The sequence below is a fragment of the Aeromonas sp. 1805 genome (genome assembly GCF_013085525.1).
GTDB lineage: Bacteria > Pseudomonadota > Gammaproteobacteria > Enterobacterales > Aeromonadaceae > Aeromonas > Aeromonas hydrophila.
Genome location: NZ_CP038515.1, coordinates 3,228,547 through 3,250,699 on the forward strand (window position 1 = coordinate 3,228,547; position 22,153 = coordinate 3,250,699).

Consider the following 22,153-nt stretch of genomic DNA (forward strand, 5'->3'; position numbering starts at 1 on the left):
CCGGCTCCGCTGTTTCTCCCGCCCCGGCTTGCTGCCATGCGCGCCTTGCCGCTACCATAAGCACCATCTCCCATTTCGAGACTCCTCTCATGCTCAAACGTGTTGTGACCGCCCTCTGCTGCGGCTTGTCATTCATGGTGTCGGCCGCCCAGGTGACCGATCTCTATCAGGGCAAGGCGCCCACCAGCGGCGACATGGCGGCGGCCCAGTCCCAGGCCTTGGGCGAGGTGCTGATCAAGGTGACCGGCAAGCGCGACATCCTGACCCAGCCAGCGGTGGTCAAGGCGCTGGCGGCCCCCGGCGAGTTCGTGCAGCACTACGGTTATCAGGACGTGGGGCCGGTGAAGTTTCTCAAGGCCGATTTCGATGTGGCCAAGGTCAATGCCCTGGTGGCCGAGAGCAAGTTCGCCCTGCTGGGCCCGGCTCGGCCACAAGTGGCCATCTGGCTGGTGATCAATGAAGGGGAGCGGCGCATTCTGCCGGATCAGTCCAGCGATGGCTGGGCTGCCGCCCTGCGTACCCAGGCCCAGGCCATGGGGCTGCCGGTCAGCATTCCACTGATGGACTTGGACGACAACATGGCGGTCAACGCCACCGACGTCTGGGGCCGCTTCGCCGACCCCATCCTCAAGGCGAGCCAGCGTTACGGCGCCGAGATGGTGGTGCTGGGCAAGCTGACGCCCGATGGCAAGGAGGAGGGCAAGTGGAACATCGACTGGGGACTCTACGGCCCCAAAGCGGGCGGTGAGCTGAGCGAACTGACCAAGGGCGAGGGCGCCGGCACCCAGGCCGAGGTGGCGCAGACGTTCGCCGATGCCCTGGCAGGCTGGCTGGTGCAGAACTACGGGGCGCGTATCTCCGGTGTCGCCTCCAGTCAGACACTGGTGGTGGAGGGGTTGTCCGGCATCGACGGCATGATCACGGTGCAGAAGATGCTGCAGGGGATGGCCAGCGTCACCAAGGTGGAGATTGGCAAACTGGAGGGGGACAAGGTGACCTTCAACCTGAGCCTGCAAGGGGACAAGGCCGAGCTCATCCGCGGGCTGCAGCTGGAGAGCCGGCTGCGCCAGCTGGCGGATACTCCCGAGGGGCTGAGTTATCAATGGTCGCAGCCCTGATCCTGGCGAGGATCCTGACCGGCTGGTCGCGCACAACCAGCGTGAGCTCAAGGTGCGGTTTTTCGCGCCGGCCAAGGAGTAGCCGCTTTCGTTAGCAATGGTCGCAGCCTCGATCCTTTATGAGGATCCACACCGCCCGGCATCGTCCGGGCGGTTCTCTATCCGCCTTCGCGATGATACACTTGCTCGCAAATGTCACAGTCAAAGCCCAACGAGTGAAGCAACCGGCCCAACTGTCTTTAGCCGTACAACTACCGGATGATGAAACCTTCGTCAGTTTTTATCCCGGCAACAATGCTCATCTGATCACCGCCCTCAAAAATGCGGCCATTGGTCAGGGCTCACCTTTCCTCTATTTCTGGGGGGCCAAGGGATCGGGCCGCTCCCACCTGCTGCACGCCACCTGCGCCGAGGTCAATGCCCGCGACGCCGCAGCCGCTTATCTCTCCCTCGATCAGTTCGAACAGCTGGATCCCAGCATGCTCGACGCCCTCGAAAGCCTGCCGCTGGTCTGCCTCGACAGCCTGGAGGCGATCGCCGGCAATGCGCTGTGGGAGCGGGCCCTGTTCGATTTTTACAACCGCTGGCAGGAGAAGGGCGAGGGCACCCTGGTGGTGACCGGCTGCAGTGCGCCGCGCAAACTGGGGCTGCAACTGCCGGATCTCGCCTCGCGGCTGGACTGGGGAGTGAGCTTTCATCTCGACGAGCTGGACGACGAAGGCAAGCTCAGTGCCCTGCAGCTGCGTGCCGAGCTGCGGGGCTTCAAATTGCCCATCGACGTGGGCCGCTTCCTGCTCAACCGCCTCTCGCGCGACATGCGCACCCTGCTCACCACTCTCAATCAGCTCGACAACGCCTCCTTCCGTGCCAAGCGCAAGCTGACCATCCCCTTTGTCAAAGAGATCCTCGAGCTCTGAGCCCTTCGGGTGTGCTTGAGCGCGAGCGACGCCGAGGCAATGAATAAAAAGAAACCCCGGCCACTGGCCGGGGTTTTGCTATCTCAAGGACTCTCTCAAAGAGTTTTGCCTATCAGTGGAACTGATCTTCTTCGGTGGAACCGGTCAGCGCGGTCACCGAGGATTGGCCACCCTGAATGACGGTGGTGACCTTGTCGAAGTAACCGGTTCCCACTTCCTGCTGGTGTGCCACGAAGGTGTAACCCCGCTCGGCAGCGGCGAATTCCGGCTGCTGTACCATCTCGACATAGTGCTTCATCCCTTCGCCACGAGCGTACTGGTAGGCCAGCTCGTACATGTGGAACCACATGTTGTGGATGCCCGCCAGGGTGATGAACTGGTACTTGTAGCCCATGTCGGACAGCTCCTGCTGGAAGCGGGCGATGGTGGCATCGTCCAGGTTCTTCTTCCAGTTGAAGCTTGGCGAGCAGTTGTAGGCCAGGATCTTGTCCGGGTACTGGGCCTTGATGGCTTCGGCAAACTTGCGCGCCTCGTCCAGATCCGGCTTGGCGGTTTCGCACCACACCATGTCGGCGTAAGGGGCATAGGCCAGACCGCGGGAGATGGCTTGCTCGATACCGGCCTGCACCTTGTAGAAGCCTTCTGAGGTGCGCTCACCGGTCAGGAAGCCGGCATCGTACGGATCGGCGTCCGTGGTCAGCAGGTCGGCGGCGTTGGCGTCGGTACGGGCGATCACCAGGGTGGTGGTGCCGCAGACATCGGCTGCCAGACGGGCCGCGATGAGCTTCTGTACCGCTTCCTGGCTCGGCACCAGCACCTTGCCACCCATATGGCCGCACTTCTTGACGGAGGCGAGCTGATCTTCGAAGTGCACGCCGGCGGCGCCCGCTTCAATCATCCCCTTCATCAATTCAAAGGCGTTCAGCACGCCGCCGAAACCGGCTTCGGCATCCGCCACTATGGGCAGGAAGTAGTCGATGAAGCCCTTGTCCTGCGGGCCCACCTTGTTGGCCCACTGGATCTGGTCGGCACGGGCGAAGGAGTTGTTGATGCGCTCCACCACCGACGGCACCGAGTTGGCCGGGTAGAGAGACTGATCCGGGTACATGGTGGAGGAGAGGTTGTTGTCCGCCGCCACCTGCCAGCCGGAGAGGTAAATTGCCTCGATGCCCGCCTTGGCCTGTTGCACCGCCTGACCGCCGGTCAGCGCGCCGAGGCAGTTTACATAGCCTTTCTTGGCGCCGCCGTGGATCAGTTCCCACAGCTTGTCGGCACCGCGCTGGGCCAGGGTGTGCACCGGTTGCAGGCTGCCACGCAGGTTTACCACGTCTTCGGCGCTGTAGCCGCGCTTGATCCCTTTCCAGCGGGGGTTTTCCGCCCAGTCTTTCTCGATAGCCTGGATCTGTTGCTCACGGGTCAGTGCCATATCAGTTCCCTCTTTCATTGATTTCACGTTTCCATTGACTTGTTATTGGCGAGCCCCGCTGGGGAGGCCCGTAGTTCAGAGCCGCTCGTAACCGGGCAGCGTCAGAAAATCGATCAGCGTATCGGCGCAGGTGATCTGTTCCATCAGCTCGCTCGCCTCGGCGAAGCGGCCTGCCTGCCAGCGCTCGGCCCCCACTTCGGCTTTGACCACCTCCTGCTCCTCGGCCAGCATCTGGCGGAACAGATCCTTGGTCACCACCTTGCCATTCGACAGGCTCTTGCCGTGGCGGATCCACTGCCAGATGGAGGTGCGGGAGATCTCGGCGGTGGCGGCGTCTTCCATCAGACCGTAGATGGGCACGCAGCCGTTGCCGTTGATCCAGGCTTCCAGGTATTGCAGCGCCACCCGGATGTTGGTGCGCATGCCCGCCTCGGTGCGCTCACCCTCGCAGGGGGCCAGCAGCTCGGCGGCCGTGATGGGGGCATCCTGCTCGCGCAGCACGCCGATCTGGTTGCTGGCGCCAGCCGGGATGGCTGCGTTGAACACCGCCATAGCGGTATCGGCAAGGCCGGGGTGGGCCACCCAGGTACCGTCGTGGCCGTTGTTGGCTTCACGCTCTTTATCAGTCTTAACCTTGGCAAATACCTGTTCATTCACGGCAGGATCTTTCGCCGGGATAAAGGCCGCCATGCCACCCATGGCCAGCGCACCGCGCTTGTGGCAGGTCTTGATCAGCAGCCGCGAATAGGCGGAGAGGAAGGGTTTGTCCATGGTCACTACCTGGCGGTCCGGCAGGACCCGATCAGGGTGGTTCTTCAAGGTCTTGATGTAGCTGAAGATGTAATCCCAGCGGCCGCAATTGAGGGCGACGATGTGATCCTTCATCTGATAGAGCAGCTCGTCCATCTCGAACACCGCTGGCAGGGTTTCGATCAGCACGGTGGCCTTGATGGTGCCGCGGGGCAGGCCGAATTTGTCCTCGGTCCAGGCGAACACTTCGCTCCACCAGCGCCCTTCCAGATGGCTCTGCAGCTTGGGTACGTAGAAGTAGGGGCCGGAGCCCTTGGCCAGCAGTGCCTGATAGTTGTGCAGGAAATAGAGGGCGAAATCGAACAGGCCGCCGGGAATGGGTGCTCCATCGAAGGTGACATGTTTTTCCGGCAGATGCAGACCGCGCACCCGGCAGATGAGTACGGCCGGATCGGCGTTCAGGGTATAAGCCTTCCCTTCCGGGCTGGTATAGGAGACGGTGCCGTTGACCGCATCGCGCAGGTTGATCTGACCCTCGATCACCTTGTTCCAGGCCGGTGCCAGCGAATCCTCGAAGTCCGCCATGAATACCTTGACGTTGGCGTTGAGGGCGTTGATCACCATCTTGCGCTCGACTGGGCCGGTGATCTCCACGCGGCGATCTTGCAGGTCGGCGGGAATGCCGCGCACCGTCCAGTCTCCGGCGCGGATGTGGGCGGTTTCAGGCAGAAAATCGGGCAGCTCACCGCCGTCGATGCGGGCCTGACGCGCCACACGTTGTTTCAACAATTCGTCCCGTTGGGGAGCAAAGCGTTCCACCAGTTCGGATACCAGGGCCACCGCATCCGGCGTCAGAATTTGCGCGTAATCGGGATGCGTCTCGCCCTGGATGCGCAGACGAGCGCTGCAGTGGGTCTGGGCCGGTGCCGACATAGGGTTCACTCCTTTGAGAATTACATTTTGAACTAATTAACTACGACTAAAGTCGATCCCTGTTTTTTCAAACTTACCGTAACAACGGGGTAACACGATTCATAAGGTGCGAAATATTGCTCTATTCGTCAACAGGTTTTTTAAAACGCACGTTTTGGTCATGATGTTAAGTTGATGTTTATAAAGAGTTTATGTGATTAGCGTAAAAACTCTATGCAGATGGTTATGCTCTTGTTTTTCATCCCCTGCCGGTGGCGGATGGTGAGGGGGGAGATGGATACGGGGGTGTAAGTTATTACGTAATAAAATTACAAATGCAAAAACAAATCCCGACCTAACTCCAAGCTTCTAAAAAACACATGTATGAAATGAAAGGCGTAAACCCAGCAGGCATATAACTCCTGCTGGCGTTAAGGAGAGAACATTTGTTTAAAACAAACTAGGCTAAAAGGGGTCGAATGGGATCTGGTCGACAGAAGAGGAGAAAGTGAGGCGCAATAACGTAGGTTTGTATCACTTGGGTGGATGAGGTGCCTGGGGGCGGGGAGGGGATGTGGCAGTGGATATGACTACTGTTGTTTGGTTGTGTAGCATTTTATTGTTATTTGTGTCAGCGGGCCATCCTGGCCCTCAAAGGAGGTAAAACGGGGCGCCATTTCCAGTGCCACTGCCATTTTCTCCCGGTAGTTCAAGAGCGGCATGTCTGCGCTGTCGGCTCAGTAATCATCGTCCGGGGCCGCCAGATCGACGACATCGAGTCGCACGACCGGGCCGTGTTCGGTCGCATACTGATTGGTTGCCGACTCGGTAGCCGGTTGGGGCAGGGGGGCGTACTCGGGCTGTGTTTCAACTGCTTTGGTCATGGGTGCTTGCCTCATTGATTGCAAGCCGGTCGGTGACTCCATCACCCGCGCTCCCACCTCCCTGTTTGAACTGCCGGCGGAAAAGTGGCGTATCCTAGCGGGACTCTTGAAAGGTTTCAAGCGATTCTGAATGAAATTTGTACCACAACTGTGTGGTGACTCTGCGACAGGTTCACCCAGGAAAAGCATTCAGACGGTCGGCTGATGTGCTACGACAGTTGCGGCAGGAATATTAAAGCAGGCAAAAAAATAGCCCAGTCGCGAGACTGGGCTATTTTCGGGGAAATTGGTCGGTGTGAGAGGATTCGAACCTCCGACCCTCTACACCCCATGCAGATGCGCTACCTGGCTGCGCTACACACCGACGAGGTCAGTTCGAGCTGACGGAGGGAAGTCTAATGATCTGAGCAAATGGGTGCAACTCCTTTTTTATCAGGGAGATGCTGACTGCTTCTTTATTGTGCAGACAAGATGCGACTTGGGGCTGTGGCGCAGATTTGGCATAATCGCCGCCCCGTATTGTGGGGATCCCGCCATCATGCTGCTTGGCGGCGCTACCTGGTTGCGGCCAATGGTCGGCAGGCAATCAAGCTGCAAGTGCATCGCCGGCAACCCGTCACAGAGAGGAACCAGGGTGTGAAACCATCAGACGTCACAGAATCAGTGAGCCAGCGCGAGCAGGATGAACGCTGGATGCGCCATGCCATGGCGTTGGCCGAAAGGGCGGAGGGGATCGGCGAGATCCCGGTCGGGGCCGTGCTGATACTGGGTGACGAGATCGTGGGGGAGGGGTGGAACCGCTCCATCAGCGAGCACGATGCCTGTGCCCATGCCGAAGTGATGGCGATCCGAGCCGCCGGCGTTCGGCTGCAAAACTACCGTCTGCTCGATACCACCCTCTATGTCACGCTGGAGCCCTGCTGCATGTGTGCCGGTGCCCTCATCCACAGCCGGGTCAAACGGGTGGTCTATGGCGCCCGTGATCTCAAGACCGGCGCGGCGGGCTCGGTGTTCGAGATCTTGCAGGACCCGCGCCACAACCACGGGGTTGAACTGACCGGCGGTGTGCTGGCCGATGCGTGCTCGGCCCAGTTGTCGGATTTCTTTCGGCGGCGGCGCGCCGAGAAAAAGGCCGCCAGATTGGCACTGCAACAAAGCGGCGGCCCCGCCGACTGAGAACGGCGAAGTCGGTGAGGCCGCCTTCGCGCGTTATATTTACCTGTATCTTCTTATAAAACAGATGGTTGGCAATGCTGTCTGTCAGCGAGTTCTGGTCTGAATTCCCCTTCAAAATAACCTCTTCCCAGAGGGCCTTAATGTAACAAAACTGTCATGCAACCGCCATATAATGCCGCCAAGCCTAGCTCACATTGAGGTTTTGCATGTCATCGGAATCGATAAACTTAGGTATGGCGGGCAGCAGAAAGCGCCGTATCAAGGATAAGTTGGCCAAGTACGGGGTCACCACGGGTGGTGCTCTGGTGCTGGTCGCCCTGTTGCTCATTTTCTTCTATCTGCTCTATGTGGTGAAACCCATCTTCAATGGCGCCACGATGGAGCCGACCGCGTCATTTACCTTGCCCGTGGCGGGCAAGACCGCCTGGCTCGGGGTGGAAGAGCAGAACGAGATTGGCTATCGCTTCAGCGACAAAGGCCAGGTCAACTTCTTCGCCGTCCAGGGGGATGGCAAGGTCAAGGTGGGGCAGGTGCTGGGTCAGGCGCAGGTGAAGGGTGACATCACCGCTGTCGCCCCTCCCGCACCAGGCCAGAAGCTCATCGCCTATGGTTTCGCCGACGGCAAAGCCCAGGTGGTGCAGCCCTATTTCAAGGTCTCCTATCCCAACGACGTGCGGGTCATTGAGCCCAGCCTGCAGTCCCCCTTCGGCGAAGAGCCGGTAGTGGTGGACCCCCAGGGCAAGGCGCTGACGCTGATGGTGTTTGAGGCCACCAAGGACAAGATGGCCACCGCCGCCGTGACCGCCGATGGTCGTGGCGTGATGGCGGTGATGAGCGGCGAGGAGAACTTCCTCTCCGGTGACATCGAGTGGAGCGCCCAGAACTACAGCATCCCGTCCCTGCCGCGTCATGTGGATCAGATGCTGCTGACCCCCAACCTGCGCATTCTGTTCGTGCGCGAAGGCAACCGCCTCTCCGTCTATGACATTCACAACCTCAATGACATCTCCCTGCGCGATGTCATGGAGATAAACGCCCCCAACGCCAACGTGACCCGGGTCGAGCTGCTCTCCGGCGCCTCCTCCCTGCTGGTGGGCAACGACAACGGCGTCATCTCCCAGTGGTTCGAAGTGGCCCGGGATGGCAAGCGCCAGTTCACCCAGATCCGTGACTTCAAGGGCGATGGTGCCGTGGCGCAGCTGACCCCGGAACACTTTCGCAAGGGCTTCATCAGTGCCGACAAAGAGGGCTCCGTCAGCTTCTTCCACGCCACTGGTGAGACCAAGCTGCTGAGCGAGAAGGTAGAGGGCGGCGCCCTGTCGGCCCTGGCCATCTCACCCCGTCACAACGTGCTGCTGATGCAGCAGGGCGATGCCTTCAAGCTGTTCGCGGTGGAGAACGAACACCCCGAGGTGACCTGGTCGGCCCTCTGGCAACAGGTGTGGTATGAAGGCTATCCCGAGCCCCAGTACGTGTGGCAGTCCACATCCGCCAGCAACGACTTCGAAGCCAAGCTGAGCCTGGTGCCGCTGGTGTTCGGTACCTTGAAAGCCTCCTTCTATGCCATGGTGTTTGCGGTGCCGCTCGGCGTCGCCGGCGCCATCTACACCGCCTACTTCATGTCGGCGGGGCTGCGCAAATACGTCAAGCCGACGGTGGAGATCATGGCGGCGCTGCCGACCGTTATCCTGGGCTTCCTGGCCGGTCTGTGGCTGGCACCCATCATCGAGGGGGCGCTGCCCGGCGTGGTGTTGCTGCTGATCCTGCTGCCGATGGGGATGCTGCTGACCGCCTTGATCTGGAACTACCTGCCGGAGCGCGGCAAATCCTGGCTGCCGGAAGGGTGGCACGCCATCTTGCTGATCCCGGTGCTGCTGCTGATTGGCTGGGGCGCCTTCGCGGTGAGCCCGCTCATCGAGAACGCCTTCATGCACGGTGATTCACGCATCTGGCTGACCCACGAGATGGGCATCAAGTTCGACCAGCGCAACTCGCTGGTGGTGGGCATCGCCATGGGCTTCGCGGTCATTCCGACCATCTTCTCCATCGCCGAAGACGCGGTCTTCTCGGTGCCCAAGCACCTTACTCAGGGCTCGCTGGCGCTGGGGGCGACCCCCTGGCAGACCCTGAGCCGGGTGGTGATCCTCACCGCGAGCCCGGGCATCTTCTCGGCGGTGATGATGGGCCTTGGCCGCGCCGTGGGCGAGACCATGATAGTGCTGATGGCCACCGGCAACACGCCCATCATGGACTTCTCCATGTTCCAGGGGCTGCGCACCCTGGCCGCCAACATCGCGGTGGAGATGCCGGAATCGGAAGTGGGCAGCTCGCACTACCGGGTGCTGTTCCTCGCTGCCTTCGTGCTGTTCGTGTTCACCTTCTTGTTCAATACCCTGGCCGAGTTCATCCGTCAGCGGTTGCGTGAAAAATACAGCTCTCTGTGATGGGCTGCTCTGAAAGGACCGAGGAATCGACAATGGGTAAGTGGTTTAAATCGGGGGCCCCCTGGATCTGGATGACCGGCGGCGCCGTCAGCCTGAGTCTGGTAGCGGTACTGGGCCTGCTGCTGCTGATCGGCTGGCGTGGTCTGGTCTACTTCTGGCCCCATCCCATCTATGAGTGGCAACTGGAAGACGCCCAGGGCAACAAGAGCGTGCTGATCGGCGAAATCAACGACCGCGAGCTGGTGCCGGTAGAGCGGCTGCGGGCCGCCGGCCTGCCGCTGGAGGGGGAAGAGCGCGAGCTGCTGACCCGCTATCTGGTCAAGACCGGCAACCGCGAGTTCGTCGATCTGGATTTTCGCTGGGTACTGGAGACCGACATCAAGTCCCAGAGCCTGCCGACCGAGCTGGCCATGGTGGAGCGTGCCACCAACGGCAACTTCTACGGCTACATCGTCGGGGTGAAAGAGGATGGCAAGGCGCTGACCGAGAACCTGCATCCGGCCCTGCAGCGCGTGCTGGCGCGGGCCAACGGTCTCTCCGAGCAGGCCGACGATCTGCAAAAAGGGGACATCGGCAGCATCAACTATCAGCTGGAGCGGCTGCGCCTGAAAGAGCGCAAGGCCGAGCTGGACGACAAGCTGACCGATCAGCTTAAAGCCGAGCTGGCGAGCGAGCGTCAGGCCCTCAACGACCGTTATCAGGTGCTGGAAAAAGAGCTGTTCTCCCTGCGTGCCCAGGCGGACAGAGACAGCATCACGGTCAAGGACATGCGCGGCGAGCTGGTGACCATGCCCATGTCCAAGGTGCTGGACGTGGTGTGGCCCAACGACATGAGTCTGCCGGCCAAGGTGGGCTACTGGTTCCACCAGATCGGCAAGTTTGTCTCCGACGATCCGCGCGAGGCCAACACCGAGGGCGGGGTGTTCCCGGCCATCTTCGGCACCGTGTTCATGGTGTTCCTGATGGCGATCATCGTGACCCCGCTTGGCGTGGTGGCGGCGGTCTATCTGCATGAATACGCGGGCAAGAACAGCCTGACCAAGATCATCCGCATCGCGGTGATCAACCTGGCGGGCGTGCCCTCCATCGTGTACGGCGTGTTCGGTCTGGGCTTCTTCGTCTACACCCTCGGTGGTTCGCTGGACCAGCTGTTCTACCCCGAAGCGCTGCCGAGCCCGACCTTTGGCTCCCCTGGCGTCATCTGGTCGGCGCTGACCCTGGCCATCCTGACCCTGCCGGTGGTGATCGTCTCCACCGAAGAGGGGCTGGCCCGGATCCCGAGCACCATCCGCCAGGGCTCGCTGGCACTGGGGGCCACCCAGGCCGAGACCCTGTGGCGCATCGTGCTGCCGATGGCGAGCCCGGCCATCATGACCGGCCTTATCCTGGCCATCGCCCGCGCGGCCGGTGAAGTGGCGCCGCTGATGCTGGTGGGGGTGGTGAAACTGGCGCCGACCCTGCCGATGGACGGTAACTTCCCGTACCTGCACGTGGAGCGCAAGTTCATGCACCTGGGCTTCCACATCTATGACGTCGGCTTCCAGAGCCCGAACGTCGAGGCAGCGCGCCCCCTGGTCTACGCCACCTCCTTCCTGCTGGTGACGGTGATCGTCGGCCTCAACCTGACGGCCATCGGGATCCGCAACCACTTGCGCGAGAAATTCCGGTCGCTGGAACATTGATAGACCAGCACCACAGAGACGGGCAGGGAACGGGGTTCCCTGCCAGCCAAGCGTTCCGGCCGCGGGCAATGAGAGTGCCCGCCGCCACCGACAGATTTTGAGGTAACAGATGATCAACGTAACGACCGCATCCAGCCAGCACACTGCGACCGACCTGCTCAACCTGAGCCCGGAGCAGACCGCGCTGGAAGTGAAGGATCTCAACCTGTACTACGGCAACAAGCAGGCGCTGTTCAACGTCAACATGAAGATCCCCAAGGGCCAGGTCACCGCCTTCATCGGCCCCTCCGGCTGCGGCAAGTCCACTCTGCTGCGCTGCATCAACCGGATGAATGACCTGGTGGAGATCTGCCGCATCGAGGGCGAAATTCAGCTTCACGGCCACAACATCTACGACAAGAGCGTCGATGTTTCCGCCCTGCGTCGTCAGGTGGGCATGGTGTTCCAGCGTCCCAACCCCTTCCCCAAGTCCATCTACGAGAACGTGGTCTATGGCCTGCGCCTGCAGGGCATCAATGACCGCCGCACCCTGGACGAGGCGGCTGAGCGCTCCCTGCGCGGCGCGGCCCTGTGGGACGAGGTGAAGGATCGTCTGCACGACAATGCCTTTGGTCTCTCCGGCGGTCAGCAGCAGCGACTGGTGATTGCCCGTGCCATCGCCATCGAGCCGGAAGTGCTGCTGCTCGATGAACCGACCTCGGCGCTCGACCCCATCTCCACCCTCACCATCGAGGAGCTGATCAACGAGCTCAAGAGCCAGTTCACCGTGGTGATCGTGACCCACAACATGCAGCAGGCGGCGCGGGTCTCGGATCAGACCGCCTTCATGTACATGGGTGAGCTCATCGAGTACTCGGACACCAACACCATCTTCACCACCCCGGCCAAGAAGAAGACCGAAGACTACATCACCGGTCGTTACGGCTAAGGGATGTTGGCGATGGAGATGAGCAAGATGAGCATCAATAAACAGATTACCGGTCAGTTCAACGACTAAGGCATACTCGGAGCATCAAGGATTATTTGTATGGACAATATGAACCTCAACAAACACATCTCCGGTCAGTTCAATGCCGAGCTCGAGAGCGTGCGCAACCAGGTGCTGGTGATGGGCGGGCTGGTAGAGCAGCAGCTGACCGACGCCATCGCGGCGATCCACGATCAGGATCTGGACGCGGCGCGCAAGATCGTCGCCAATGACCACAAGGTCAACGCCATGGAAGTGGCGATCGACGAGGAGTGCACCCGCATCATCGCCAAGCGCCAGCCCACCGCCTCCGACCTGCGGCTGGTGATGGCCATCATCAAGACCATCACCGATCTCGAGCGCATCGGCGATGTGGCGGACAAGATCGCCCGCATGCTGACCGACAACGCCAACAAGCCGCAGCCGCCGCTGGTGTCGCTGGAGAACATGGGGCGCCGCACCATCAAGATGCTGCACGACGTGCTGGACGCCTTCGCCCGCATGGATCTGGACGCGGCGCTGGCGGTCTACAAGGAAGATGACAAGGTGGACCGCGAATACGAGTCCATTATCCGCGAGCTGATGACCTACATGATGGAAGATCCGCGCACCATCCCCCAGGTGCTCAACGTGCTGTGGGCGGCGCGGGCCATTGAGCGGGTGGGGGATCGCTGCCAGCACATCTGCGAGTACATCGTCTATTACGTCAAGGGCAAGGACGTGCGCCACACCAAGGCGGACGATCTGGGCACCCTGCTGGGGAAAGGGTGAGTCTGAGATGCATAAAAAGGCGCTTTGAGCGCCTTTTTTGTTGCCTTTTCAGTCAGCGCAAGATATCGCCACCCGCTTGGCGCTTTTCTGCTAGAATATGCCCCCTGTGTGAGTCCCGGATTGACTCACGGTCCGGCCCCCCGGACCCAGTTTGCCGTCTTGTGCTAAGGCGGCTGTTGCAATAGGTTAATCATGAGTTTTGCCGATAGTTTATTTTTCCTGATGCTGCTGGTCGCCGGCAGCGTGTTCTTCTCTCTCTCCGAGATCTCCCTCGCCGCCTCCCGCAAGATCAAGTTGCAGGTGATGGCCGATGAGGGCAACCGCCATGCCGAAAAGGTACTGGCACTGCAGGCCCAGCCGGGCAACTTCTTTACCGTGGTGCAGATCGGGCTCAACACCGTCGCCATCCTGGGCGGTATCCTGGGCGAGTCTGCCCTGAACCCGGCTATCAAGGAGTTCATCTCCGAGTTCTATCAGGGGCCCTGGCTTGGCGAGATCAGCTCGGCAGCCTCCTTCGTGTTCGTCACCGGCATGTTCATCCTGATCGCCGATCTGATGCCCAAGCGCCTCGCCATGACCATGCCGGAGCGGATCGCCGTGGTGGTGGTGCGCCCCATGCTGCTGTGCGTCACCCTGCTGATGCCGCTGGTGTGGCTGTTCAACGGCATGGCCAACGGCCTGTTCCGCCTGCTGCGCATCTCCATGGTGCGCAACGACGAGATCACCTCCGACGACATCTATGCGGTGATGGATGCAGGCGCCGAAGCTGGCGTCATCCAGCGTGAGGAGCACCAGCTCATCGAGAACGTGTTTGAGCTGCAGTCCCTCGGCGTCACCTCCGCCATGACCGCGCGAGAGAGTCTCATCTACTTCACCCTGCAAGAGGGCGAGGAGAGCATCAAGGCCAAGATCGCCGAACACCCCCACAACAAGTTCCTGGTGTGTGACCACAACCTCGACAGCATCAAGGGCTTCGTCGACTCCAAGGAGCTGCTGATCCGTGTCATCAGCGGCCAGAGCATCGATCTCAACAGCGGCTCGCTGGTGCAGAACGTCATCATCATCCCCGACACCCTCAACCTCTATGAGGCGATGGAGTATTTCAAGAACCATCGTGGCGACTTTGCCGTAGTGATGAACGAGTACGCCCTGGTGGTGGGGATCGTCACCATGAACGACCTGATGAGCACCGTGATGGGCGAGTGGGCCACCCACGTGGTGGAAGAGCAGATCGTGCAGCGGGACGAGAACTCCTGGCTGGTGGACGGGGTGACCCCCATCTCCGACGTGATGCGCGCCTTCGACATCGAGGAGTTCCCGGAAAACCAGAATTATGAAACCATCGCCGGCTTCATCATGTACATGCTGCGCAAGATCCCCAAGCGAACCGACTCGGTCAAATACGCCGGTTACAAGTTCGAAGTGGTGGACATCGACAGCTACAAGATTGACCAGCTGCTGGTCACCCGGGTTGAGCCCACGCCGGCCGAGAAACCCGCTCAGGAATCGTAAAAGGAGCTAGTTAGCAATCATGAAGATGCAGTCTCATTCCCGTGCGCTGGCCTGTGTGGCGCTCGCCCTGGCACTGGGTGCCTGCAGCCAGAGCGCACCGCGCAAGGCCACCACAGTCGCCAAACCGGTTGCCCCCAAGGCGGCCGTGGTCGTGCCGCAGCAGGATCCCGATGCGGTGGTGCAAAGCGCCGTGGCGGAGCCGAGTCCGGTGTTCGACGAGGAGTATCACGGCCCGGATCAAGGATCGCTCGAGTCGGTGACCGCCCTGTTTGCCCGCGGCTACATCGAATCGGCCATGCGCGAGACCATGCTGGCGGCGGTGCACAGCGACTACCCGCTGCTCGGCATGCGGGACGTGCGCCTGACCGATCCGGTGGCCAAGTTCCTTACCTCCGCCCAGGCACGCACCACGGCTCACGACTACCTCTATGCCGGGGTGCAGCGCCGGTTGGGCCGCCCGCTCAGCCCCGCCCAGTGGGAGCAGATCTGGCAGGGATATCCCCAGCAGGGTCGAGTGTCCGACTGGGTCAAACAGACCAAGCGGGTACTGGCCGGGCGTTGAGCCGCCAGTGTACCTGTCGCCACAAGAGGCCACCTTCGGGTGGCCTCTTGTCGTTTCTCATCCTGGTGTTGAGCCTTCAACAGTCATACCTCCCTTCCTTTGCCGCTATCTCCCTGAGCTTGTTCAGATTTGTTCGTAGCACCCGATTGCCTCTTGTTCTACTTTGGGTCATGATGAAAAGGCATTCTAGCCGTCTAGATGTTTTGATGGCTTTTTTTTTGGTTCAACACAATAAATACCCGTCACGACGGGGACACGCAGAGAGACAGAGATGGATACAAAGGATTTGTGGGTACTGGATGGTGGCATGGGACGCGAGCTGGCACGGCGGGGCGCGCCGTTTCGCCAGCCGGAGTGGTCGGCGCTGGCCCTGATGGAGGCCCCCGAGACGGTGCGCGAGGTGCATCAGGCCTATGTGGCGAGCGGGGCCCGGGTCATCACCACCAACAGCTATGCGCTGGTGCCGTTTCATATTGGTGATGCGCGTTTTGTGGCAGAGGGGGAAGGGCTGGCGGCGCTGGCCGGCCAGCTGGCCCGCGAGGTGGCTGACGAGCAGCCGGGTCGCGTGCAGGTGGCCGGCTCCTTGCCGCCGCTGTTTGGTTCCTATCGCGCCGACCTGTTCGATGCGGGCCGGGCGAGCGAGCTGGCGACCCCGCTTATTCGGGCGCTCTCCCCCCACGTGGATCTCTGGCTGGCGGAGACCATGAGCCTCATCGCCGAGCCGCTGGCTATCCGGGCCCTGCTGCCCGAGGATGGCAAGCCGTTCTGGGTCTCCTTCACCCTGGAAGACGAGGCGCCGGGCAGTGAGCCGACCCTGCGCTCCGGCGAGCGAGTGGCCGATGCGGTTACCGCGCTGGCATCGGCCGGGGTGGACGCCATCCTGTTCAACTGCTGTCAGCCCGAGGTGATCGAAGAGGCGCTCAGGGTGGCCGGTGCCGCTTTGCAAGAGCAGGGTCGCAGCGACATCCGGCTCGGCGCCTATGCCAACGCCTTCCCGCCCCAGCCCAAGGAGGCGACCGCCAACGACGGGCTGGACGAGATCCGCACCGATCTGGGACCGCTGGATTACCTTGGCTGGGCCGAGCGCTGGCGCGCTGCCGGGGCAAACCTTATCGGCGGTTGCTGCGGCATCGGGCCGGAGCATATCCAGGCACTGAGCAGTCGGCTGCGCTAAGGAGAGCCCATGAAAGAGAGCAAGATCGGGCTCTGGTCCCTCACCGCGCTGGTGTTCAGCTCCATGGTGGGGGCGGGGATCTTCAGTCTGCCGCAGAACATGGCCGAGGTGGCAGGCGCCCGCGCCGTGCTGATCGGCTGGGGGATGACCGGGGTGGGCATCCTGGCGCTGGCCATGAGTTTTCTGTATCTGTCGCGATTAAGGCCGGATCTCGATGGCGGCATCTACAGCTATGCCCGCGCCGGTTTCGGCGATCTGGTGGGTTTCTTCTCCGCCTGGGGCTATTGGCTCTGCGCCACCATCGGCGTGGTAGGCTATCTGGTGATCGCCTTCGCGGCGCTGGGCAGCTTCGTCGACACCCCGGGACAGGTCTGGTTTGGCGAGGGCAACACCCTGGCGGCCTTCATCGGCGAGTCCTGCATCCTCTGGGCGGTGCACCTGCTGGTGGCCCGCGGCGTACAGCAGGCGGCCCTGTTCAATCTGGTGGCGACCCTGGCCAAGAGCCTGCCGCTGCTGCTGTTCATCCTGTTCGCCTGCTACTGGTTCGATCCGGTCACCTTCGCGGCGGATCAGCAGGGCAGCACCCTGGCGGTACCGGTCTCCGAGCAGGTGCGCAACACCATGCTGATCACCCTCTGGGTCTTCACCGGCATCGAAGGGGCAGCGGTGCTGTCGGCCCGGGCCAGACACAAGCGGGACGTGGGCACCGCCACCGTGCTCGGAGTGGTGCTGGCGCTGCTGCTCTATGTGCTCATCTCGGTGTTGGCGCTCGGGATCCTGAGCCGCCCCGAGCTCGCGGCCCTGCCCAACCCCTCCATGGCGGGGTTGATGGCGCAGATGACCGGCTCCTGGGGCAAGCTGCTCATCAGCGTCGGCCTCATCGTCTCGGTGCTGGCCTCCTACGTGAGCTGGACCCTGTTCTCGGCCGAGGTGCCGTTCAGCGCGGCGCGCCACGGCGCCTTCCCGGCCATCTTCCGGCGCCAGAACCGCAACGGCACCCCCATCGCATCGCTGTGGCTCACCAGCCTGACGGTGCAGGGCTGTCTGCTGCTGGTGTGGCTGCTCGGCAAGGGTTACACCAACCTGCTGCTCATCTCCACCTCGATGATCCTGGTGCCCTACCTGTTGATCGGTCTGTTCCTGCTCAAGCTCTCCTTGCGTGGGGAGGGCAATGGCCTGATGCGGGCGGTAGCGCTGGTATCGAGCGGTTACGGCCTCTGGCTGCTCTATGCCGCCGGGGTGGAGTACCTGCTGCTCTCCTTGCTGCTCTACGGGCCGGGTCTGCTGCTGTTTCTCTACAGCCGCCGCCAGCTGGGGGCCGAACTGCGACTCAGCGGGCGAGAACGGCTGCTGGCCGGGGTGACGCTGCTGAGCCTGATCCCCGCCATCTGGTCTTTTGCCCACGTCTGAGTGAGGTGGTGATCCAATGCAAGAGAGCGCCCAAGGGGGCGCTCTCATTTTGTCTGCAATGCGGACTTGTTTTGCTGCGGCAAGGACTTAGCGGCTGGCGGGGCCGGCGGGTTTGCCAAACAGCACCGCGAGCTTTTGCCGCCAGGGCAGGCCGCGGGCCTCTTGCAGCATGTCGCGCCACTCGTGGAAGGTGAGGGTGAGCGGGTTGAAGCTGTGGATGGGCTTGGTGATGCCGAAGCGACACGGCTCGGCAGGGTCCTCTTCCACGAAGGTGCCAAACAGCCTGTCCCAGATAATGAGCACGCCGGCGAAGTTGCGATCTATGTATTTGGCGTTGCTGGCGTGGTGCACCCTGTGGTGGGAGGGGGTGTTGAAAACCCACTCCAGCCTGCCGAGCTTGCCCACCACCTGGGTGTGGACGAAGAACTGAAAACCCAGGCTGAGCAGCACGGTGGCCACCACCGCCTCGGGCGGGAAGCCGATGAGGATCATCGGGATCCAGAACAGCCACATGCCGGAGACCGGGTACATCAGGCTCTGGCGAAAGGCGGTGGAGAGGTTGAGTCGCTCCGAGCTGTGGTGCACCACGTGGGAGGCCCACAACCAGCGCACGTGGTGGCTGGCGAAGTGGAACAGCCAGTAGCAGAGATCCTGCAACAGAAAAAGCAGCAACAGGGTCCAGAGGTTGAGATCGATATCCAGCAGCCGCCAGCCCCAGAGGGCGTCGTAGAGATAGGCGATGGCGATGGCCGTCAGCGCGTCGCCCCCCTGATGCATCAGCGCCAGGGTGGCGTTGGCGAAGAGATCCTTCCACTGGTAGCCGGCGGTGGGATAGGCGGCGCCATGTTTGCGCAGGTAGAGCATCTCCCAGCCGATGAAGGCCAGAAAGAGGGGCGAGAGGTAGAGCAGGATCAGTTGCACATCCATGTCGGGTATCCAGTCAGAGCAATTGCTCTCCAGCATAAAGGATGAATTTAATCTTTCATTAACAATTTTCACCCGATGGACGTCGCCATCTGATGCTGGCGGCAGGAGTTCGCAAATGCATGGCCATGAAAGGGCGTGATGGCCCTCTGAGCCATGGCGCAGTGACTATGCTTGATGAGGTTTTCTACCTCTGGAGTGGCAGATGATGCGGCTGTGGTGTTGTTTGTTGATGGGAGTCTGCCTGCTGGCGCAGGCCAAGACCCGGGTCGAGATCCTGGCCGATGCCAACTATCCGCCCTACTCCTGGCAGGAGGGGGAGGAGGTGAAGGGGATCTATGCCGACATAGTGCGCAGCGTGACGGCCTCCATGGATGAGTACGAGGTGGTGCTCAAGGCCATGCCCTGGCGGCGGGGTCTCAGCATGGTGGAACAGGGCAGTGCCTTCGCCATCTTTCCACCCTACTACCAACCCGACAGCCGTCCCTGGATGTGGCCCTACTCCCAACCCCTGCTCGACGAGGAGCTGGTGGTGATGTGCGGCGCCGGGGTGGCGGTCAATACCCCGCAGGCGCAGTTCCCGGTCGACTACTACGGGCTGCGCTTTGGCATGAATGCCGGTTTCACCATAGGTGGTGCCCCCTTCTGGCAGGCGGTCCAGCAGCAGAAGATCGGGTTGGAGGAGGTGAAGAGCAACCGGGAGAACCTGCTCAAGATAGTGCGCGGCCGGGTGGACTGTACCGTCAACGACCGCCTCTCCCTGCTCTATGAGTTGCTCAACATGATCAAGGGCAATCAGCTGGCGGTGGCCGACATGTCTCAGCTCAAGCAGGGGCCGGTGCTCAGCAAGGAGCAGGGGTTTCTCGGCTACAGCCGCAAGGGGGAGTTCGACTTCAAGGAGGACTTTGCCGAGCAGTTCGACAAGCGGCTCTACGAGCTCAAGAAGCGGGACGGGATCCGAACCATAGTGGAGCGTTATCTGGGAAAGTCCCCGCGCTGAACTGATAAGGGAGCCAGTCAGATTCAGCCGATAAACACAGGGTTTCGGCCAACAGCAGAGGGACTGAGAGTCCCTCTGCTGTTTTTGGTGGGTCACCGGTCACGGCAGCGGGCAAGGTTGTACCACAGGGGTCGCCGACACAGATCCGGGTGACCATCATAGACCTTGCATTCATCACCACCATCTGGCGACTGGTCTGTTTGATAAATCAATGTAACCTGTTGTTTTTATATGATTAGTGAGGTGATTATGCAGTGGGTGAAAAGAGGGGTTGTCATCGCCCTGGTGTGGAGTGGCAGTGTGTGGGCCGATCCCGCTCAGGAACTAGTCAACCTGCTCAACAGCGAGCAGCAGGCGGAGCAGCTGCAGGCCCAGATGCAGGCACAGATGATCCCGCTGATCATCCGGGGCGCCGGTGAACATGCACAGGAGTTGGCCCAGCACCGCGATGTACTGGAAGCCTGGGTGAGCCGTTACCTCTCCTGGGGGCCATGAGTACCGAAGTGGCCGCTATCTATCGCAAGCATTTCACCGAGGCTGAGCTCAAGGCGCTGATCGCCTTTTATCAGAGTCCGGTCGGGAAGAAATCCCTGGATACCATGCCGGCCATCTTTCAGGAGAGCTCGCTGGTGGGCCAATCTCTGGCCGAGCGCAACATGCCGGCACTGCAAGCCATGCTGGATGAAGCAAAACGCAACGCGACAAAATAGATATGGTCGGCAGGGCATCAACGAAAAGAGGGAGCCATGGGCTCCCTCTTCTGTTTTTTATCGCCGGCGCTATTACAGCACCTGGCTCAGGAACTGGCGCAGGCGCGGGGAGGGGGGATTGTCGAAAAAGTCCGTCGGCTTCTCGTCTACCAGCAGTTCGCCGCTCTCCATAAAGAGCACGCGATCTGCCACCTCGCGGGCAAAGCCCATTTCATGGGTAACCACCACCATGGTCATCCCTTCGCGGGCCAGTCCCTTCATCACGTCCAGCACCTCGCCCACCATCTCGGGGTCGAGCGCGCTGGTGGGCTCGTCAAACAGCATGATGCGCGGCTGCATGGCGAGCGCCCGGGCGATGGCCACCCGCTGCTGCTGGCCGCCGGAGAGCTGGGAGGGGTAGCTTTCGGCCTTGGCCGACAAGCCGACTTTGAGCAGCAGGGCCTTGGCTCTGTCTTCGGCATCGCGACGCGACAGCCCGCGCACCTTCTGCGGGGCGAGGCAGATGTTGTCCAGCACGTTCAGATGGGGGAAGAGGTTGAAAGACTGGAACACCATGCCCACCTCTTCCCGCAATTTGTTGACGTCCCCCGGCTCGGTCAGGCTGATGCCATCCACCACGATATTGCCGTCGTTGATCGTCTCCAGCTGGTTGAGGGTGCGCAGGAAGGTGGACTTGCCGGAGCCGCTGGGGCCGACGATCACCACCACTTCCCCCTCGGCGACCTGGGTACTGACGTTCTTGAGGGCGTGCACTTCGGTGCCGTAGAACTTCTCTACACCGCTGGCCTTGATAATGGGATCAGTTGCTGCGCGCATATTTCACCTCCAGACGACGCACCAGGAAGGAGAGAGTGCCAGTCAGCACCAGATAGAGCAGGGCCACGGTGAACCACACCTCGAACGGGCTGAAGGTGGAGCTCACCACCTCGCGCCCTGCCTTGGTGAGATCGGTGATGGAGATGACAGAGACCAGCGAGGAGTCCTTGATAAGGTTGATGAATTGGCCTGCCAGCGGTGGTAGCACCCGCTTGAACGCCTGCGGCAGGATGACGTAGCGCATGGTCTGGGCCGAGGTCATGCCGAGGCTTCTGCCCGCTTCCATCTGCCCCTTGTGGATGGAACTGATGCCGGCACGGACGATTTCCGCCACGTAGGCGCCGGTAAAGACCGCCAGTGCCGCCACCCCGGCGGTGAACCGGTCTAGGTTCAGCACGGTGCCGATGAAGAAGTAGACGATGAAAATCTGCACCAGCAGCGGGGTGCCACGGATGAGCTCCACGTAGGTAACCGCCAGGTTGCGCAGGGCGGGGTTGGGGGAGAGTCGGGCCAGCCCGGCTAGGGTGCCGAGCAGGATGGCGAAGATGCCTGCCACCAGCGAGAGTTTGACCGTGACCCAGACGCCCCAGGCGATGGGGCCGGCAGTCCAGCTCAGCTGGGTGTCGAGGGTGTCGCCGCGAAAGACGGTGTCCCCTTCCGCTACCTGGCCGCCGCTGATGGCGATGGCTTGGCGCTGGTTGGGATCGAGATCGTTTTGCAAAAACAGCTTGCCCTTGTCGGCCTCGGTGGTGCCGGCGACCACGGTACCGTCAAATTCGGCGTAGTTTTTCTGTTCCGCCTGATAGGCGATGTACTGGGGGATCCGCTCCCAGCGCCAGGTGTAATCCACCGATTGCACGGCCTTGTAGATGCCAAAGATGGCGGCCAGCACGATCAGCAGGAAGATCCCGTGCCAGAGCAGTTGATTGGGTTGTTTTTCCATCTGTCTTGTTGGGTTGTGCACTGTCGCAACCTCGTTGTAGTTATTGTGTGGGGAT

Annotated in this window: 20 protein-coding genes and 1 tRNA gene; 14 read left to right on the forward strand and 7 right to left on the reverse strand. The window is 61.4% G+C overall.

Going from position 1 to position 22,153, the window contains the following annotated elements; translation table 11 throughout:
* Positions 1-89: 89 nt before the first annotated feature.
* Both E5E96_RS15225 and hda read left to right on the forward strand, forming a co-directional pair.
* Positions 90-1,118: a DUF2066 domain-containing protein gene (locus tag E5E96_RS15225; protein ID WP_171282512.1), complete on the forward strand. Its 1,029-nt coding sequence runs from the start codon at positions 90-92 to the stop codon at positions 1,116-1,118.
* Between the two features lie 215 nt (positions 1,119-1,333).
* Positions 1,334-2,035: a DnaA inactivator Hda gene (hda, locus tag E5E96_RS15230; protein ID WP_016351307.1), complete on the forward strand. Its 702-nt coding sequence runs from the start codon at positions 1,334-1,336 to the stop codon at positions 2,033-2,035.
* 112 nt (positions 2,036-2,147) lie between these two features.
* On the opposite strand, the gene aceA is transcribed toward hda, so the two are convergent.
* The 4 genes from aceA to E5E96_RS15250 all read right to left on the reverse strand — a co-directional run bounded on the left by aceA (position 2,148) and on the right by E5E96_RS15250 (position 6,371).
* Positions 2,148-3,461, reverse strand: a complete 1,314-nt coding sequence (gene aceA, locus E5E96_RS15235) for an isocitrate lyase (protein ID WP_011706620.1) — start codon at positions 3,459-3,461, stop codon at positions 2,148-2,150.
* 75 nt (positions 3,462-3,536) lie between these two features.
* A complete protein-coding gene (gene aceB / locus E5E96_RS15240; protein WP_171282514.1) occupies positions 3,537-5,144 on the reverse strand; it encodes a malate synthase A in 1,608 nt (535 codons plus the stop codon).
* Positions 5,145-5,860: 716 nt separating this feature from the next.
* Complete coding sequence (locus tag E5E96_RS15245; protein WP_162837656.1) at positions 5,861-6,007, reverse strand: hypothetical protein; 147 nt, start codon at positions 6,005-6,007, stop codon at positions 5,861-5,863.
* Positions 6,008-6,294: 287 nt separating this feature from the next.
* A tRNA-Pro gene (locus tag E5E96_RS15250) sits at positions 6,295-6,371 on the reverse strand.
* Between the two features lie 272 nt (positions 6,372-6,643).
* On the opposite strand from E5E96_RS15250, the gene tadA reads away from it, so the two are divergent.
* The 9 genes from tadA to E5E96_RS15295 all read left to right on the forward strand — a co-directional run bounded on the left by tadA (position 6,644) and on the right by E5E96_RS15295 (position 17,705).
* Positions 6,644-7,183 (forward strand): tRNA adenosine(34) deaminase TadA, encoded by a 540-nt coding sequence (tadA, locus tag E5E96_RS15255; protein WP_085735736.1) that lies wholly within the window; start codon positions 6,644-6,646, stop codon positions 7,181-7,183.
* A gap of 206 nt (positions 7,184-7,389) precedes the next feature.
* Positions 7,390-9,627 (forward strand): ABC transporter permease subunit, encoded by a 2,238-nt coding sequence (locus E5E96_RS15260; RefSeq protein WP_171282515.1) that lies wholly within the window; start codon positions 7,390-7,392, stop codon positions 9,625-9,627.
* 32 nt (positions 9,628-9,659) lie between these two features.
* Positions 9,660-11,309, forward strand: coding sequence for a phosphate ABC transporter permease PstA (gene pstA, locus E5E96_RS15265; protein WP_011706616.1), 1,650 nt, complete (start codon positions 9,660-9,662; stop codon positions 11,307-11,309).
* A 109-nt stretch (positions 11,310-11,418) separates the two neighbouring features.
* Complete coding sequence (pstB, locus tag E5E96_RS15270; RefSeq protein WP_011706615.1) at positions 11,419-12,237, forward strand: phosphate ABC transporter ATP-binding protein PstB; 819 nt, start codon at positions 11,419-11,421, stop codon at positions 12,235-12,237.
* Positions 12,238-12,336: 99 nt separating this feature from the next.
* Entirely contained in the window at positions 12,337-13,047 is a 711-nt protein-coding gene (gene phoU, locus E5E96_RS15275; protein ID WP_005334097.1) for a phosphate signaling complex protein PhoU, read from the forward strand.
* 192 nt (positions 13,048-13,239) lie between these two features.
* A complete protein-coding gene (locus tag E5E96_RS15280) occupies positions 13,240-14,559 on the forward strand; it encodes a hemolysin family protein (RefSeq protein ID WP_011706614.1) in 1,320 nt (439 codons plus the stop codon).
* 19 nt (positions 14,560-14,578) lie between these two features.
* Positions 14,579-15,121 (forward strand): hypothetical protein, encoded by a 543-nt coding sequence (locus E5E96_RS15285; RefSeq protein WP_017409856.1) that lies wholly within the window; start codon positions 14,579-14,581, stop codon positions 15,119-15,121.
* 271 nt (positions 15,122-15,392) lie between these two features.
* Positions 15,393-16,295, forward strand: coding sequence for a homocysteine S-methyltransferase family protein (locus E5E96_RS15290; protein WP_171282516.1), 903 nt, complete (start codon positions 15,393-15,395; stop codon positions 16,293-16,295).
* Positions 16,296-16,304: 9 nt separating this feature from the next.
* A complete protein-coding gene (locus E5E96_RS15295; protein WP_171282517.1) occupies positions 16,305-17,705 on the forward strand; it encodes a basic amino acid/polyamine antiporter in 1,401 nt (466 codons plus the stop codon).
* Between the two features lie 87 nt (positions 17,706-17,792).
* Here E5E96_RS15295 and E5E96_RS15300 read toward each other — a convergent pair whose 3' ends face one another.
* Positions 17,793-18,632, reverse strand: coding sequence for a sterol desaturase family protein (locus tag E5E96_RS15300; protein ID WP_171282518.1), 840 nt, complete (start codon positions 18,630-18,632; stop codon positions 17,793-17,795).
* Positions 18,633-18,861: 229 nt separating this feature from the next.
* Here E5E96_RS15300 and E5E96_RS15305 point away from each other — a divergent pair, with 229 nt between their 5' ends.
* The 3 genes from E5E96_RS15305 to E5E96_RS22590 all read left to right on the forward strand — a co-directional run bounded on the left by E5E96_RS15305 (position 18,862) and on the right by E5E96_RS22590 (position 20,339).
* Positions 18,862-19,629, forward strand: a complete 768-nt coding sequence (locus tag E5E96_RS15305; RefSeq protein ID WP_043119166.1) for an ABC transporter substrate-binding protein — start codon at positions 18,862-18,864, stop codon at positions 19,627-19,629.
* 249 nt (positions 19,630-19,878) lie between these two features.
* Positions 19,879-20,124 (forward strand): hypothetical protein, encoded by a 246-nt coding sequence (locus tag E5E96_RS22585; RefSeq protein ID WP_253264644.1) that lies wholly within the window; start codon positions 19,879-19,881, stop codon positions 20,122-20,124.
* Positions 20,121-20,339, forward strand: coding sequence for a DUF2059 domain-containing protein (locus E5E96_RS22590; protein ID WP_253264645.1), 219 nt, complete (start codon positions 20,121-20,123; stop codon positions 20,337-20,339). The genes E5E96_RS22585 and E5E96_RS22590 overlap by 4 nt, the downstream gene beginning before the upstream one ends.
* A gap of 72 nt (positions 20,340-20,411) precedes the next feature.
* On the opposite strand, the gene E5E96_RS15315 is transcribed toward E5E96_RS22590, so the two are convergent.
* Positions 20,412-21,155 (reverse strand): amino acid ABC transporter ATP-binding protein, encoded by a 744-nt coding sequence (locus E5E96_RS15315; RefSeq protein WP_011706607.1) that lies wholly within the window; start codon positions 21,153-21,155, stop codon positions 20,412-20,414.
* Positions 21,139-22,098: an amino acid ABC transporter permease gene (locus tag E5E96_RS15320; RefSeq protein ID WP_041213497.1), complete on the reverse strand. Its 960-nt coding sequence runs from the start codon at positions 22,096-22,098 to the stop codon at positions 21,139-21,141. Before E5E96_RS15320 ends, E5E96_RS15315 begins: the two co-directional genes overlap by 17 nt.
* Positions 22,099-22,153 lie beyond the last annotated feature (55 nt).